The sequence below is a fragment of the Roseovarius arcticus genome (assembly GCF_006125015.1).
Classification (GTDB): Bacteria; Pseudomonadota; Alphaproteobacteria; order Rhodobacterales; family Rhodobacteraceae; genus Roseovarius; species Roseovarius arcticus.
The window spans coordinates 3,732,351-3,746,970 of record NZ_SZZN01000001.1; the positions used below are offsets into that span (position 1 = coordinate 3,732,351).

Genomic DNA, 14,620 nt, shown 5'->3' on the forward strand with positions numbered 1-14,620 from the left:
CGGGCCTATGTGCGCCCTCGGGTGCGCAACACCCGAAATCTCATATCCTCAGGAACGGCTGCGCGAGTCTGGGTATCCAGCTTAGAAACCTTAGAGGCGCGTCGGTGGCGGCCAGGCAGATGCAGTCTATCCCAGTATCGGCGACGGGCGTGTGCTCCAGATCCTCGTTCGCGATCTCGATATCGCCCCGCCCAAACCGGCCGCCATCGTCGGCAAACGCCCCTTGCAGAACCAGCGTCAGCTCGATGCCGCGATGGCCGTGGTCAGGCACAGCTGCTCCGGCCTTGATGTGCAGCAGGCGCGCGGTGGCGCCGCCCTTGGTGGGCAATAGTGCCTGCCGCACGCCCATGCCGACGGGGCGCCAACTCACTGCGTCCAGATCGCCGCCCACATATTCCTGCAAGGGGGCGGGCAGAATACCTGCTTTGCGTGATGGCCAGACTGGCGCGGTGCCGCCGGATTTCGCTGCCGCCAGCGCTGCCTCCATGCTGCCGCCACCCATTTGGGGTGCGTCGCCATTCTCTAGAATTTCGCCGCCGATACTGTCGAATGCACCCAGCCGCGCGCGGCACCCGTCGCAAAGCGATATGTGCGCCGCGACGGTCAGGTTAAATGCCTCTGGCAACGTGCCGACCGAATAGGCCATTAGCAGAGAATCTGTCAGGTGATGTGCAATGTGATGTGTCATAAATGCTTCAATTCATTGTGTGGCGCAGGCGATCCAGCGCCAGACGGATGCGGGATTTAATCGTTCCAAGGGGCAGGCCTGTCTGATCGGCGATCTCGGAATGACTGAGGTCGCCGAAATACGCGGCCTCAATAAGGGTCTTTTGTTTGGCGGGCAGGGCGGCGATAGCGTCGGCCAGTTGCGCGATATCCTCCTCCAGCGCTAGAATGTCGGACTGGTCAGGGGCGGCGCCCGGTCCCCAATCAATATCCTCAGGCTCGGGGCGGCGCGCCTTGCGCAGGGCGTCGATGCGGCGATTGCGCGCGATGGTAAAGATCCACGTGGCCACACTGGCGCGCGACGGATCGAACAAATGGGCCTTTTGCCAAAGCGTCGCCATCACGTCCTGTGCACATTCCTCGGCCAGTGCTGCGCTGGCGCCTGATTTCATCAAGAAGCCCTTCACGCGCGGCGCAAAGTGACCGAAAATCTGAGCGAACGCCGCCTCGTCCGCGTCAACGCGTATCCGCGCAATGCAAGCGATCCAGAGGCTATTTTCGCTTTGCCGGTCATGATCGGGCCGGTCTGTTGGCACGGGGCAGGGTCCTGACGTCTGGCTTCTTAACGTACGCGGGCGCGGCACTATTGCCGCATGCGCACATTGGAACGATGCCAATCTATCGCCAGAGGTGTCAATCATACAAACCATGTGTCCAATACGCTGGACAACGCGAACTGGATCACCGACGCGTGAAAATCAATCTTGATGGCGATAATTTGCATCCGAAACGACGCCGGATGCGTAGTTACTCCTAACGGCCCGAACAAAACGGACAAATTTACATATGCCATTTGAATTGCAGCCTGCCCCGAGGCGCAAAATAGCGATCATCGGAGCAGGCATCTCAGGCATGGGCGCGGCCCATCGTCTGTCACCGGATAACGACGTCACGTTATATGAGGCCGAACCGCGACTTGGCGGTCATGCGCGTACTATCATGGCCGGCAAGCGGGGCGATCAGCCGGTCGATACCGGCTTTATCGTGTTCAACTATGCCAACTATCCGCATCTGGCTGATCTGTTTGCAGAACTTGAGGTACCTGTCGTGCCCAGTGATATGAGCTTTGGCGCGTCTATAGATGGTGGTCGGCTGGAATACGGGCTGTCGGGTGCACGCGCGGCGTTTGCACAGTGGCGCAATGCTGCGCGACCTGCGTTTTTGAGGATGCTCCGCGATATATTTCACTTCAACGCCAATGCCGCCCAAGCCGCGCGCGGTAGCGAGATGACGATCGGCGACTTGCTATCGCACCTGCGCACCGGGTCGTGGTTTCGCGAGTACTATCTCTTGCCATTGTCCGGCGCGATCTGGTCAACGCCAACCGACAAGATAATGGATTTTCCGGCCGAGACGATGATGCGCTTTTTTGAGAATCACGCGCTACTGGGCTATGAGGGCCAGCATCAGTGGTACACGGTTCAGGGCGGATCGGTACAGTATGTCACCCGGCTGGAGGCGCACCTGCGCCGCATTGGCGCGCGTCTGCGCACCGGTTGTCCCGTTCAGGCAGTACGGCGGACGCCGGGCGGCGTTCAGATAAAGGCCCACGGCGATTGGGAGCGATTCGACGAGGTCATAATGGCCACCCATTCAGACGACAGCTTGCGCCTGCTGGATGATCCGACAGCCGACGAACGGCGCTACTTGGGGGCCATCGCCTACCAGCCGAACGATATCGTGCTGCATTCGGACGCCTCTGTCATGCCGCGCCGCCGCGCCGTCTGGTCGTCGTGGAATTACACCGAGGACCGGGCAAAGGAGGACAGCCGGATTGATCTGACCTACTGGATGAACAAGCTGCAGGCGATCCCCATGGACGATCCGCATTTCGTCACGCTGAACACCACACGCCGTATCCGCGAGGATCTAATCCATGATCGCGTGACACTGCGCCATCCCGTCTATGACCATGCTGCGCTGGCAGCGCAGGGGCGCATCGCCGCGATGAACGGGGCGCAGAATACGTGGTATTGCGGTGCATGGATGAAGAACGGCTTTCACGAGGATGGCCTTGGCAGCGCCGTCGACGTGGCGGTTGCGTTATCGGCGCGCGGAGTGTTGGCAGCGGCATGAGCCGGGTCCGCCATATCGCGGGCCACACGTGGCATGGGCGCAAGGGGGCGGTGCGCAATGCCTTCAAGTACTCGATTGATTATATGCTGCTTGACGCCGAAGGGCAGGATACTGCGCCGCGCCTCTTTGGCCGCAACGCGCGCGGACTAGCCAGCGTGCACGACATTGATCATGGCGGCGCGCCGCATCAAGGGATCGGCGCTGCATGGGTGCGGCAGGTGCTGGAGCAATACCAGCTGCCCTCGCCCGCGCAGATCGAGCTGTTGGCGCAGCCGCGTATTCTGGGCCATGTGTTTAACCCCGTCTCGTTCTGGCTGTGCCGCGACAATCAGGGCGGTCTGCGGCAAGTGATCGCGGAGGTCAGCAACACCTTTGGCGACCGGCACAGCTATCTATGTCACAAGGCTGATGGTTCGGTGATCGAAGCTAGCGACACTCTGACGGCCGCCAAGATATTCCACGTCTCGCCCTTTCAGCAGGTCGATGGCGGGTACGAGTTCCGCTTCAATCTGTGCGAAGATCATATCGACATCCGCATTGACATGACCGGCGGCAATGGCGGCGTTGTCGCCACGTTGGTCGGGCCCATTCGCGCGCTAACCAATCGCAGTCTGCTGGCGGCTATGCTGCGTCGGCCCTTGGGGTCACGCCGGGTGCTGGCGCTTATCCATTGGCAGGCGCTCAAGCTGTGGTGGAAAGGCGCCGCATATCACCCACGGCCGGAGCCGCCGGAGCAAGAAGTGTCAAAGTGAGCGCTGCCCCGCGCCTGCCTGCCTATTCACTGTTTGCTGCATTTTTGGCGGCGGCCGGCCTGCCGATCTACATTCACGCACCCAAATTTTACGTCGATGAATATGGGGTGTCGTTGGCGTTGCTGGGGACCGTTCTGTTCGCGCTTCGGCTGATCGACGTGGTGCAGGACCCCCTGCTAGGCAGGCTTGCCGCGCGCACGCAGCGATGGCGTGCGCTGATGGTTTGCATCGCTGGCGCCGCGATGGCTGCCTCTATGGTCGGCCTCTTTGCGATGACGCCGCCCATCGCACCGATCTGGTGGTTTGCGTTGATGCTGACAGTGGTGTTTTCCGGCTTTAGCTATCTAACGATCTGTTTCTATGCTCAAGGTGTGTCGACCGCTGGCACGCTGGCGCAATCGGGGCACCTGCGGCTGGCCCGCTGGCGTGAGACAGGCGCTCTTTTGGGTGTCTGTGCCGCGTCCGTGGTGCCGATACTGTTGGGCGGGTACGGCGCGTTCGCGTTCGCATTTGTCGCGCTGGGGGCGGCAGCGCTGATCGTGATGTGGGGCCAATGGGGGCGCGCATCCATCCCGTCCGATGGGTTTGGCCCGGTCCTGCGCGACGGTATTTCGCGGCGTCTGCTATTGATAGCGCTGGTCAATGCGGCGCCTGTTGCCGTCAGCTCGACCCTCTTTTTATTCTTTGTCGAGAGCCGTCTGGGCGCACCGGGATGGGAGGGACCATTGCTGCTGCTGTTTTTCCTATCGGCGGCGGTAGCCACCCCGTTCTGGGGCCGCGCGGCCGAGCGGTGGGGCGCCAAGCGCGTCCTGCTGGTCGCAATGGTGCTTGCCATCGCCGCGTTCGGCTGCGCCGCGCTGCTAGGAACGGGCGATACATGGGCGTTCGCCGCCGTCTGCGTGGTGTCGGGCGCCGCCGTCGGCGCCGACATGACGCTGCTACCCGCCATGTTCGCGCGGCGCATGGCCGAGATTGCTCCGGGTGCGAGCGAGGGATTTGGCCTCTGGTCATTTGTGTCCAAATTGACGCTGGCGCTGGCTGCCGTGGCCTTGCTTCCGGCATTGGCCGCCGGGGGATTTCAGGCGGGCACACAGAATGACGAGGATGCGCTGCGTCTGTTAACGTTGCTCTATTGCGCGCTGCCTTGCGTGCTGAAGGTAGTGGCGATTGCCCTGCTGGCCGGTATAGAGATGCCCGAGGAGACGGCAGCATGAGCGCGGTTTGGCAATCCTTCGCTGGCGCGCTAGGTTCTGCCCGAGCACTGCGGGGCGCGTTCTGAGTTGCCAGTCTGAGTTGCCAGCGCGGAACCACCGCTAATTACCGCGAGTTTTGTAAACACGGTATTAAGGTAGCCGTACTGGTCGCCGCGATGAAAAGGATAGACACCCAATGATCGAATGGACCGGGAAACGCTACTGGATGATCGGGGCCAGCGACGGTCTGGGCGAGGCGCTGGCGCGCAAGTTGAGCGCAGCTGGCGCCGAGGTTATTGTATCATCGCGCAGCGAGGACAAGCTGAAGGCTGTGGCGGATAGTCTGCCGGGCCGTGCGCATGTCGTCACTGTGGACGTCGCCGATCTGGATAGCGTGCGCCGCGCCGCCGAGCAGGTGGGCGAGATTGACGGTATGGTCTATACCGCCGGAGTATATTGGCCCTTTGCCGCGCAAGACTGGAACGCCGAGCAGGCAGTGGCGATGGGCAACATCAATTTTGTCGGCGCCTTGCGCGCCGTGGGCGAAGTGGTCCCCAAAATGGTCGCGCGCGATGCAGGCCATATAGTGTTGACCGGCTCGCTGTCAGGCTTTCGCGGGCTGCCGGGGGCCGTCGGCTATGCCGCGTCAAAGGCCGGCGTGATGGCGCTGGGCGAGAGCCTTCAGGTCGATCTGTTCAAGACCGGTGTGCGGGTACAGATCGCCAATCCCGGCTTTATCAAGACGCGACTTACGGAAAAAAATGATTTCAACATGCCATTCCTGATGACACCGGAAGAGGCCGCCCAAGAAATGTTCGAGATGATGTGCGACGACGGTGCGACTGTGCGTCACTTTCCGCGCCTGTTTAGTTACCTTTTTCGGTTCAGTCGGGTCTGGCCTGACTGGCTGTACAACCGCTTTTTTGGTAAGTAGGCGTTTGGTCGCATGCGTCGGAATTAGGCATTTTCCCCAAGAAAAGCCATGGCGGAGAGTGCAATGTCACCTGCGGTCCGCAAAGAACTGGACAATCGCGGCGTAGCTTCGCAGGATCGCGCCGGGCGCATCGGGCGCGATAAGAGGGTATGGCAATGACCAGAACAACGCTAACACGGCGCAAGGCGCTGACCACGATCGCAGGCGGCGCAGCCGCGCTACCGCTCTGGGCGCGTTATACCCATGCGCAGACCGCTGAACCGATCAAGGTGGGATTTCAGGTTCACCGCACTGGCATCGGCGCCGCATATGGCCGCTGGTACGAGCGCACGGCAAATGCCGCTGCCAAATTCATCAACGATGGCGGTGGCATCAATGGCCGCATGGTTGAGTTGGTGCCGGAGGACGATGGCACAAACCCCAAACGCGGCGCAGAGCTGATCGAGAAATTCGCCAACCAGCATAAGTGTGACATCGCCTATGGCACGCTGTTCAGCCACGTCGTTATCGGCTCCGCGCCGCGCGCGGGTGAGTTGAAGCTGCCCTATTTTGTGGTGTCCGAGGGGCATCATGTCGCCAGTGGGATGCTGAACCGCTACACGCTGCAGCCCGGCATCACGGATGTGAAGAGCCAGGTTCTGTCCATGGCCCCCTATGTGGCCGAAAATATGGGCAAGAAGGTCACGATGATTTTCCCTGACTATGCTTTTGGGCACGATCATCGCGACTTCTTTAGCCAGGCGATTGAGGCGCAGGGGGGCGAGGTGCTGGCGCAGATCGCCATCCCGCCCAGCGAGACATCATTTACCCGCTATTTCCCCAAGATCCCGCGCGAGACCGAGGTGGTATACCACGTCCTGGTCGGGCCATCCGTGTTGACCTTCGTCAAGGAGCTGGGCGAATTCTTTGGTGGGTCGGGGCCTCAGCTGTTCGGCTTTGTCGACAGCCTCGAGGCGATTGACATTGGCAGCCCCGGTTTGGAATTCCTAGAAGGCTCGCATTTCTGGGAGGGGATGTGCCGCTATGCGCAGCCTGACCAGACAGAAGCCAAGGCATTCTACCGGGCTGCTGTGGGTGTGAATGATGAGGGTGCATCGCTGGACGATCCGCGCGACGTATCGGCATATGGACACATGTTCGGCTGCTGGACCACGCTGAGCGCGATCAAGGAGGGGATGGAGGCCGCCGACTATCGCGGCCCGCAAGACCGCGGCGCGCTGATCGAGGCGGTTGAGGCAATTGACGAGATGCCGCATAGCAAAGCTTATCCGCAAGGGCCTATGCGCTTTAACGGTCGTACCCATCAGGTATTTGGTGAGCAACATATCAGCCGGGTAGAAGGCGGCCGCCTCGTGCGGGTGCATACTGCAAGCATCGACGAGACGCTGTATCCTGATGAGGTGGATTACACCAAGCAGCCACTGTGACGGAGCGTCGGGCATGAAGCTAAGCGATTACAAGGCGCTAACATTCGACGTCTATGGCACGTTGATTGACTGGGAATCGGGCATGATCGCGGGGCTGGCGCCGCTAACAGATCAGCTGGACCTTGGCCGCGACGCGGTGCTCGAGGCGCATGCCTTTCACGAAAGCACATGCCAGCGGGTAACACCGGGAAAGAATTACCGCGATGTTCTGGCCACCGTCTACAAACGGCTGGCCGAGGAATGGGCGCTGCCCGCGACATGGGAGGAGGCTCAGGTCTATGGCCGCTCGGTGGAGCAATGGCCCGCATTCCCCGATAGTGCAGAGGCGCTGGCGTATCTAAAGGACCACTTCAAGCTGATCGTATTGTCGAACGTGGATAACGCCAGCTTTGCCTATAGCGACGCGAAGCTGGGGCGTCCCTTTACGGCCAGCTACGTGGCCGAGGACGTCGGCAGCTACAAGCCGGATGCGCGAAATTTCGATTATATGCTGGAGCAAATGACGCGCTTGGGACTGGCCAAGGGCGATATCCTGCACACCGCCGAGAGCATGTTTCACGACCACGCCCCGGCCAATCGCCACGGGCTGGCCAATTGCTGGATCTACCGCAGGCATGACAAAGAAGGGTTCGGCGCGACGATGAACCCCGGCGATATGCCGACATATGACTTTATGTTCCATTCTATGGCCGAGCTTGTTCAGGCGCACCGTGCCGAGATGAACGGCTAAAACGGTGGAGCTTGGCCCCTACCTGATGCTCGCCATGCTGGAGGGTGCTGTGATGGCGTCGGTTCTGGCGCTGACGGCGGTGGGACTATCGCTGGTTTTTGGCGTAATGCGGGTGGTCAACATCGCGCATGGCGAATTTTTCATGCTAGGCGCGGTGCTGGCATGGGTCATCACGCAGATGGTGGGCGGGCCGCCTGCCGTAGGGTTCGCCGTGGCGCTGGTAGCTGCTCCGCTGATCGTGGGGGCCATCGCAGTGGCCGCCGATATGACCATTCTCAAGCGTGTCGATTACGACCCCGAGCGGACCATCGTGGCGACCATAGGCCTCCTTTATATTATCCAGCAGTTGACGCTGATGGGTTACGGCCCCGATGCACGCCCCGTCGAAGCACCGTTCAACACGCGCCTCGCGCTGCCGTGGTTTGAATTCAAGGAGGGCGCACTGGCAATGTACTGGCCATGGGGCCTGAGCACGACCAGCTACAAACTGGCGGTCATTGGCGCGGGCGCGGCGGTGCTCTGCGGTGTCTGGGCAATGATGGCGCGCACGCGGATCGGGCTGGTGATGCGCGCGGTGCAGGCGGACCGCGATATGGCGCTGGCCTTTGGTATCCCGGTCGAGCGGGTCTATGCCATGGTCTTTGGCATCGGCGCGGCGCTTGCGGCCCTCGCTGCCGTGCTGATCGTGCCGATCACGCAGGCGCATTACCTGATGGGTGCCGATCCGTTGCTGCTTGCCTTTACGGTGGTTATTATTGGCGGTCTTGGCAGTTTGCCAGGCACTGTGGTCGCGGCCATTCTAATCGGGCTGAGCGATGGCATAATCTCGGTCTTTTTCTCGCCCACACTGGCCAAGATTTTGGCGACGCTGCTGGTGGCACTTGTGCTTGTGTTCCGCCCTCAAGGCTTATTTGGCACGCGGGCGGTATGAACGAGCGCGCCCGCGTTATTGCCCTTCATGGCGGGCTGCTGGCGCTACTTTTGGCAGGCCACTTCGTATTGCCCGCGTATCATCATGGCAATCTGGCACGGATCATGGTGCTGGCGACCTATGCGATGGGGTATAATATCGTCTTCGGCTATACTGGTCTGCTAAGCTTGGGCCATTCGCTGTTCTTTGCCGCCGGCATGTATGGCATGGGGCTGAGCGTCCAGCATCTGGGCTATTCTGCCGGACCTGCGCTGCTGATCGGTGTGCTATCGGCGGCTGTGGTGGCTGCGGGGTCAGGCGTGCTGGCGCTGAGAACGCGCGGCGTGGCATTTATGATCGTTACGCTGATGTTCGCGCAGGCGGGATACCTGACCGTCCTTTATTTCGGTGAGTGGACGCGCGGGGACGAGGGGTTCGTCATCGCGCGCGGCGCTCGCGTGCTGTGGGGCATCGACCTGAGTGATGAAGGCAATCGATATTTAGCGGCGCTGGTGCTGTTCGCGGCCGCGATGATCACCTGTCTCGCGCTGGTGCGCGCGCGGTTCGGGCGGACGCTGGTGGCGATCCGCGAGAACGAGGTGCGCACCCAGATGCTGGGTTATGACACGTTCCGGGCCAAGCTGACGGCGGTAACGATATCCGGCGCAATATCCGGCGCGGCGGGGGCGGCATACGGTCTGCTCTTTGGCTATGCCGGAGCCAGCTTTGCGGGGGTCGAATACTCGATCCTGCCACTACTTTGGGTACTTCTTGGGGGCGCGGGTACGATACTGGGGCCATTCATCGGAACGCTCTTTATGTTCTATCTGATCGACCTCAGCTCGGGCTTTACGACCGCCTATATGCTGATTGCGGGTGTCGCATTGGTGCTGCTGACGCTGTTCGCGCCGCAGGGGATAATGGGCGAGGTGCGCCGCCGCATCTGGGGGTGGCTGCCATGAGCCTGCTCAGTGTGCGCGGCCTGACCAAGACGTATGACGGCGTGCGGGCCGTGGATGATGTCAGCCTCGATATCGAGGTGGGCGAAGTGCGCGGGCTGATCGGCCCCAATGGCGCGGGCAAGACGACGCTGGTGGGCATGATCTGCGGGCGGACCGCGCCCACTGCCGGGCAAGTGATATTTGCGGGCCGCGACATCACCGGGTTGGCCGCGCACCGCCGCACGCGGCTGGGCATGGCTTATACGTTTCAGATCACGTCGATCTACGCCCGGGTGCCACTGGCCGAAAATGTCGCGCTGGCGGCGCGGCCGCACATGGCTGTGGCCCAGGTGCCTGCCGCCGTCGATGCAGCGCTTTCGCAGGTCGGTCTGGACGGGCACAGCGCCGCACTGGCGGGCGATCTGAGCTACGGCCACCAGCGCCTGCTGGAAATCGCGATGGGGCTGGTGCAAAAGCCGCGTCTGCTGATCTTGGACGAGCCTACGCAGGGACTGTCGGAGGCTGAAATTGCGCGGTTCCTCAGCCTAATCCGGGGGCTGCCGGACGACATGACCGTCCTGCTGATTGAGCATAACATGGACGTGGTGATGGCGCTCGCGAACCGGGTGACTGTCCTGAATGCAGGCGAGCTGCTGTTTGAGGGCACGCCGGATCAGGTGCGCGCCGATGCAGGCGTGCAGGCCGCCTATCTGGGGGGCGCGTGATGCTAAAGCTGGAGAGTATCAGTGCCGGTTATGGCGGAGGCCGCGTGCTGCGCGAGGTGTCGCTGGACGTGGCGGCGGGCGATATCGTCTGCCTCATGGGCCGCAACGGCGCGGGCAAGACAACGGCGATGCGCAGCATCATGGGATTGATCCCGCTGATGTCGGGCCGCGTTATGCTGGACGGCGCGGAGGTCAGCGCGCTGCCTGCATATCAAGTGCCGCGAGCCGGGATCGGATATGTGCCGCAGGGAAGGCGCCTGTTTGCCGGACTGTCGGTCGCGCAGAACCTGGAAATCGGCTTGCGCGCGCGGCGCAGCCCGCCAGTGGTGCTGGAGGAGGTGCTCGACCTCTTTCCCCGCCTGCGTGAGCGATACCGCCAGCCCGCGCAGACCCTGTCGGGCGGCGAGCAACAGATGCTGGCGACCGCCCGCGCACTGTGCTTGCAGCCCAAGGCGCTGCTGCTGGACGAGCCGATGGAGGGACTGCAGCCCTCAATGGTGGACGCGATCCGCGATGTGGTCGTGCAAATGCGCGCGCGGGGCGTTGCGATTCTGCTGGTAGAGCAGCGCATTGAAGCGGTGCTGGCCGTCGCGGACCGCGTGGCGTTTATCGAAAATGGGCAACGGGGCGAGGTGGTACCAGTGGACGTTCTGCGTCACGACCGAACGCTGATTTCGCGTTATTTGGGGGTCTAGGCCGTTCCGCCAGCGCACATAGATATTGCGACCGTGAAAATATCCGAGAGTAGCGCCTTACCCACCAATACCCTCGGGTTTGCCAGCGACGACAAAGCTGAGCTTGGCCGGGTCCAGCAATTCGCGCGCGACGCGGTTTATCTGTTCCAGCTTCACAGCCTCGACGAGGTCGTTCCGCGTGGCGATATACTCGGGTGGAAGCCCCTCGATCTGCATCTCCACGGCGATATTGGCGATCGGTGCGTTGCCGTCAAAGCGTAGGGGATAGGCGCCGGTCATATAGGTCTTGGCGTCGTCCAGCTCTGTCTGAGTGACGCCAGTGTCCCGCATCTTGGTCCACTCATCCTTGATCACATCAATGGCTTGAGCCACGCGGTCATTGGCCGAGGCGACCTGCCCCATCCATAGCTGCGCGTCGTCTTTGTCGACGAGGTAGGAGTAGACGCCGTACGTCAGGCCGCGCTTTTCGCGGACCTCCTGCATCAGGCGGCTTTCGAACCCACCACCGCCGAGGATTTGGTTTAGCAAATAGGCGGCAAAGAAGTCGGGATCGTCGCGGTCGATGCCGGGTTGGGCAAAGGTGACGACAGATTGCGGCGTGTCGTAGTCGACAACGAGGGTGCCGCCGGGCAGGTTTAGGGCGGCATCACCCGGCAGGGCAATGTCTGAGCTGTCGGGCAGTCCGGCCGTTAGATCAGCGACAAGCGCGGTCAGCTCATCGGCCGTGATATCGCCGACCGCCGCAATATAGAGGCGATCCTTTACCAGCGCGGTCTTGTGTGCCGCGATCAGATCGTCGCGGGTGATGGCCGCAATGCTGTCCAGCGTGCCATTGATGGGGGTGGCGTATGGATGATCGCCAAATGTTTGCGCGCCAAAGGCGAGCGATGCGAGGGCGCCGGGATCCGTCTCGTCCGAACGGATGATGGACGAAACCTGGCCCTTCACACGGTCGATGGATTTTTGATTGAACACTGGGTCCGTAAGGCTCTGGCGCAGAAGGTCTATCGCCTCATCCCGATTTTCGGTCAGAAAACGGGCCGAGACGGAGATGGTATCATCACCGGCACGGTAGGAAAAGGAGGCGGCCAGCGCCTCTGCCTGCCGGGCAAACTCGCGGCTGTCCATGTCGCCTGCGCCTTCCTCTAGCAGACCTGTCATCAGGTTGGTCGCGCCACGTTTGCCGGGGGCGTCCAACGATGCGCCGCCGCGAAAACGCAGCTCCAGCGCGACAAAGGGTATCTCGTGGCTTTCGACCAGCCACAGACCCGGCTCGCCGGGGGCCGATAGGTCCTGCACCACGATTTCTGCGCGGGCGGGCAGGGCAAATGTGCAGGCGAGCAGCGCAGGCAGCAGCAGGCGGGTCAGCAAGGGGCGGTTCATTGAACAATCTCCATGTCGGACGCGGCTGGAGCGGCAGCGGGCGTCGTCTCGGGCGCGCTCAGATAGCCAGTCACCGAATTTTTTAGCTGAAATACGTCGCGCGCTGCCTGCATTACATCTTCGGCCGTGACTGCCGACAGGATGCCGGGCCAGTCTTGGACGTCCTGAATTGTCAGGCCGGATGCGAGGGCGGCGCCGTATTGATTGGCCAGTCCATTCACGTCGTCGCGGGCATAGATTTGTGCGGCCCGGACCTGCATCTTGATACGTTCCAGCTGTGCGGCGTCGACACCGTTTTTCATGAAGCCTTGTAGGACCGCGTCCATCGCCGCCTCCGCCTCGGGCAGGGTAACGCCGGGGACAGGCACGACCGCCATCTTGAACGTGGTGTCATCGAGTGATTCGCCATCGTACCAGACCGACGATTGCACCGCGATTTGCGTGTCAAACTGCAGCTTTTCGGCCATCAGGGATGTGGTGCCACCGCCCAGTATTTCGGCCAGCACGGTCAACGCTGCGGCGCGCGTCTGATCGCCGCTGTCCCGCTCGGGCGCGAGGTAGGAGCGGACGAGATACGGCTGCGATACGCGCGGGTCTTCCATGCTCAGGCGGCGCGCGGCCATCTGGCGCGGCTCTTGCGGGCGGCTGCGCTGGGGCAGATCAGGGTTGGCGGGGATCACGCCGTAGTATTCTTGCGCCAGCGCCAGCACGTCATCGGGCACCACATCGCCTGCAACCACGACGATGGCGTCGTTGGGGGCGTAATAGGTGCTGTAAAAGCTCTTGGCATCGTCCAGCGTCAGCAGTGGCATCTCGTTCTTCCAGCCGATTACCGGCGTGCCGTAGCGGTGGTTCAGGAACTGCGCCGCGCCCAATTGCTCGCGAAAGAGCGCGCCTGCGTCGTTCTCGACGCGCATGTTGCGTTCTTCGATGATGACGTCGCGCTCGGTTGCAACATTCTGTTCGTCCAGCTTCAGATTTACCATACGGTCGGATTCCATCCGCATCATCAGCTCTAGCCGGTCGGCGGCGATGCGCTGGTAGTAGGCGGTGAAATCATAGCTGGTGAAGGCGTTGTCGTTACCGCCCTGCTTGGCCACTGTGGCCGAAAATTCGCCGGGTGCGAGGGTGTCGGTCCCCTTGAACAAAAGGTGCTCGAGGAAATGCGCGACGCCCGAGCTGCCCGGAGGCTCGTCTGCCGATCCGGCACGATACCAGACCATGTGCGTGACAACGGGTGCGCGATGATCCTCAATCACGACCAGCTGCAGGCCGTTGTCCAGAGTATAGCTGCTGACTTGGTCCAAGCCGGTATCCTGCGCGGCGGCTGTCATGGGTAAAAGAAACATGAAAGCGATCGAAAGGGCGCGCATAAGCAAACTCCGGCTTGGTTCGGTCCTGCGGGCGCAGGCGGCATCTGTTAGATACAGTGCGCCTCGCCCAGTGCAACCCGCGATGCCAGTTCCGTGATCGCCAGAGGCGTAGATTTTGAAGTAACTGCGCCCCGGACCGTGTCGGCCGGGGCGCAGTTGCGCGGAAATCTGGCCGGGCGTCTATTCGGGCGGCGGCGCCGAGGGCGTGATCACGCCGCTGCGCGTCATCCGGCTTTGCTCGGCCTGACTGTCGAGCCATTGTTTCTTGTAGGCGTCGGTGTAGTCATCGTTCGGCCCGATGTTAAAAATGTTTACCCGGCCATGGCGGCGGCGCGTCTGTGCATCCTCGACTGCCAGTTCCTGCCGGACACCAGGCGTCACGCCAAAGCGGCCCGTATGGTTCACGAGGCCGCCGTCACCAGCGCCGACAGAGCCCGGCACAGGTGCTGCAAGACTGCCGCCAAGTGCGGCAACGCCCTCGGCACGCGGATTGGAATCGACCAGATTGACGCCGCCCGGCGTGGGCGCGGGCAGGGCGTTATATGTCTGGGGCGTCTGCAAGGGGCCGGTAGGCAGGACTGTGAATTCGTCCGGCCCGTTACCATCGTTTTTGATGCGGGTCAGCGTGCCATCGCCTCGCCCGCAGGCAGCGACGGCCAATACCATCAGGGAAAGTGTCAGGATGCTGCGGCGCATGGGGTCTGCCCTTCTTTCACAAAGTGTCGCGGGATGTTTACCGCAATAGCGCAGGAAGG

15 protein-coding genes are annotated in these 14,620 nt (G+C 61.9%); 10 read left to right on the forward strand and 5 right to left on the reverse strand.

Annotation, left to right across the window (positions count from 1 at the left end):
- Nucleotides 1–40: 40 nt before the first annotated feature.
- Both MK6180000_RS17870 and MK6180000_RS17875 read right to left on the reverse strand, forming a co-directional pair.
- A complete protein-coding gene (locus tag MK6180000_RS17870; RefSeq protein WP_138935976.1) occupies nucleotides 41–688 on the reverse strand; it encodes a ChrR family anti-sigma-E factor in 648 nt (215 codons plus the stop codon).
- A 7-nt stretch (nucleotides 689–695) separates the two neighbouring features.
- Complete coding sequence (locus MK6180000_RS17875; protein ID WP_246040568.1) at nucleotides 696–1,262, reverse strand: sigma-70 family RNA polymerase sigma factor; 567 nt, start codon at nucleotides 1,260–1,262, stop codon at nucleotides 696–698.
- Nucleotides 1,263–1,512: 250 nt separating this feature from the next.
- On the opposite strand from MK6180000_RS17875, the gene MK6180000_RS17880 reads away from it, so the two are divergent.
- From MK6180000_RS17880 to MK6180000_RS17925, 10 genes are all read left to right on the forward strand, one after another.
- A complete protein-coding gene (locus tag MK6180000_RS17880) occupies nucleotides 1,513–2,802 on the forward strand; it encodes an NAD(P)/FAD-dependent oxidoreductase (protein ID WP_138935978.1) in 1,290 nt (429 codons plus the stop codon).
- The gene (locus MK6180000_RS17885; protein ID WP_138935979.1) at nucleotides 2,799–3,554 is read left to right on the forward strand and encodes a DUF1365 domain-containing protein; all 756 of its coding nucleotides are present in this window, start codon (nucleotides 2,799–2,801) and stop codon (nucleotides 3,552–3,554) included. Before MK6180000_RS17880 ends, MK6180000_RS17885 begins: the two co-directional genes overlap by 4 nt.
- Nucleotides 3,551–4,768 (forward strand): MFS transporter, encoded by a 1,218-nt coding sequence (locus MK6180000_RS17890; protein WP_138935980.1) that lies wholly within the window; start codon nucleotides 3,551–3,553, stop codon nucleotides 4,766–4,768. Before MK6180000_RS17885 ends, MK6180000_RS17890 begins: the two co-directional genes overlap by 4 nt.
- 175 nt (nucleotides 4,769–4,943) lie before the next feature.
- Complete coding sequence (locus MK6180000_RS17895; protein WP_138935981.1) at nucleotides 4,944–5,681, forward strand: SDR family NAD(P)-dependent oxidoreductase; 738 nt, start codon at nucleotides 4,944–4,946, stop codon at nucleotides 5,679–5,681.
- 155 nt (nucleotides 5,682–5,836) lie between these two features.
- Nucleotides 5,837–7,108: an ABC transporter substrate-binding protein gene (locus MK6180000_RS17900; protein ID WP_138935982.1), complete on the forward strand. Its 1,272-nt coding sequence runs from the start codon at nucleotides 5,837–5,839 to the stop codon at nucleotides 7,106–7,108.
- Between the two features lie 13 nt (nucleotides 7,109–7,121).
- The gene (locus MK6180000_RS17905) at nucleotides 7,122–7,838 is read left to right on the forward strand and encodes a haloacid dehalogenase type II (protein WP_138935983.1); all 717 of its coding nucleotides are present in this window, start codon (nucleotides 7,122–7,124) and stop codon (nucleotides 7,836–7,838) included.
- A gap of 4 nt (nucleotides 7,839–7,842) precedes the next feature.
- The gene (locus MK6180000_RS17910) at nucleotides 7,843–8,769 is read left to right on the forward strand and encodes a branched-chain amino acid ABC transporter permease (protein ID WP_138935984.1); all 927 of its coding nucleotides are present in this window, start codon (nucleotides 7,843–7,845) and stop codon (nucleotides 8,767–8,769) included.
- Nucleotides 8,766–9,710, forward strand: coding sequence for a branched-chain amino acid ABC transporter permease (locus MK6180000_RS17915; protein ID WP_138935985.1), 945 nt, complete (start codon nucleotides 8,766–8,768; stop codon nucleotides 9,708–9,710). Before MK6180000_RS17910 ends, MK6180000_RS17915 begins: the two co-directional genes overlap by 4 nt.
- On the forward strand, nucleotides 9,707–10,414 hold the full coding sequence (locus MK6180000_RS17920; protein ID WP_138935986.1) for an ABC transporter ATP-binding protein: 708 nt from the start codon (nucleotides 9,707–9,709) through the stop codon (nucleotides 10,412–10,414). The genes MK6180000_RS17915 and MK6180000_RS17920 overlap by 4 nt, the downstream gene beginning before the upstream one ends.
- On the forward strand, nucleotides 10,414–11,109 hold the full coding sequence (locus MK6180000_RS17925) for an ABC transporter ATP-binding protein (protein WP_138935987.1): 696 nt from the start codon (nucleotides 10,414–10,416) through the stop codon (nucleotides 11,107–11,109). The genes MK6180000_RS17920 and MK6180000_RS17925 overlap by 1 nt, the downstream gene beginning before the upstream one ends.
- Before the next feature lie 57 nt (nucleotides 11,110–11,166).
- Here MK6180000_RS17925 and MK6180000_RS17930 read toward each other — a convergent pair whose 3' ends face one another.
- The 3 genes from MK6180000_RS17930 to MK6180000_RS17940 form a co-directional block, all read right to left on the reverse strand.
- Nucleotides 11,167–12,492, reverse strand: a complete 1,326-nt coding sequence (locus MK6180000_RS17930) for a M16 family metallopeptidase (RefSeq protein ID WP_138935988.1) — start codon at nucleotides 12,490–12,492, stop codon at nucleotides 11,167–11,169.
- The gene (locus MK6180000_RS17935) at nucleotides 12,489–13,865 is read right to left on the reverse strand and encodes a M16 family metallopeptidase (protein ID WP_138935989.1); all 1,377 of its coding nucleotides are present in this window, start codon (nucleotides 13,863–13,865) and stop codon (nucleotides 12,489–12,491) included. The genes MK6180000_RS17930 and MK6180000_RS17935 overlap by 4 nt, the downstream gene beginning before the upstream one ends.
- A 180-nt stretch (nucleotides 13,866–14,045) precedes the next feature.
- Nucleotides 14,046–14,561: a DUF3035 domain-containing protein gene (locus MK6180000_RS17940; RefSeq protein ID WP_138935990.1), complete on the reverse strand. Its 516-nt coding sequence runs from the start codon at nucleotides 14,559–14,561 to the stop codon at nucleotides 14,046–14,048.
- Nucleotides 14,562–14,620 lie beyond the last annotated feature (59 nt).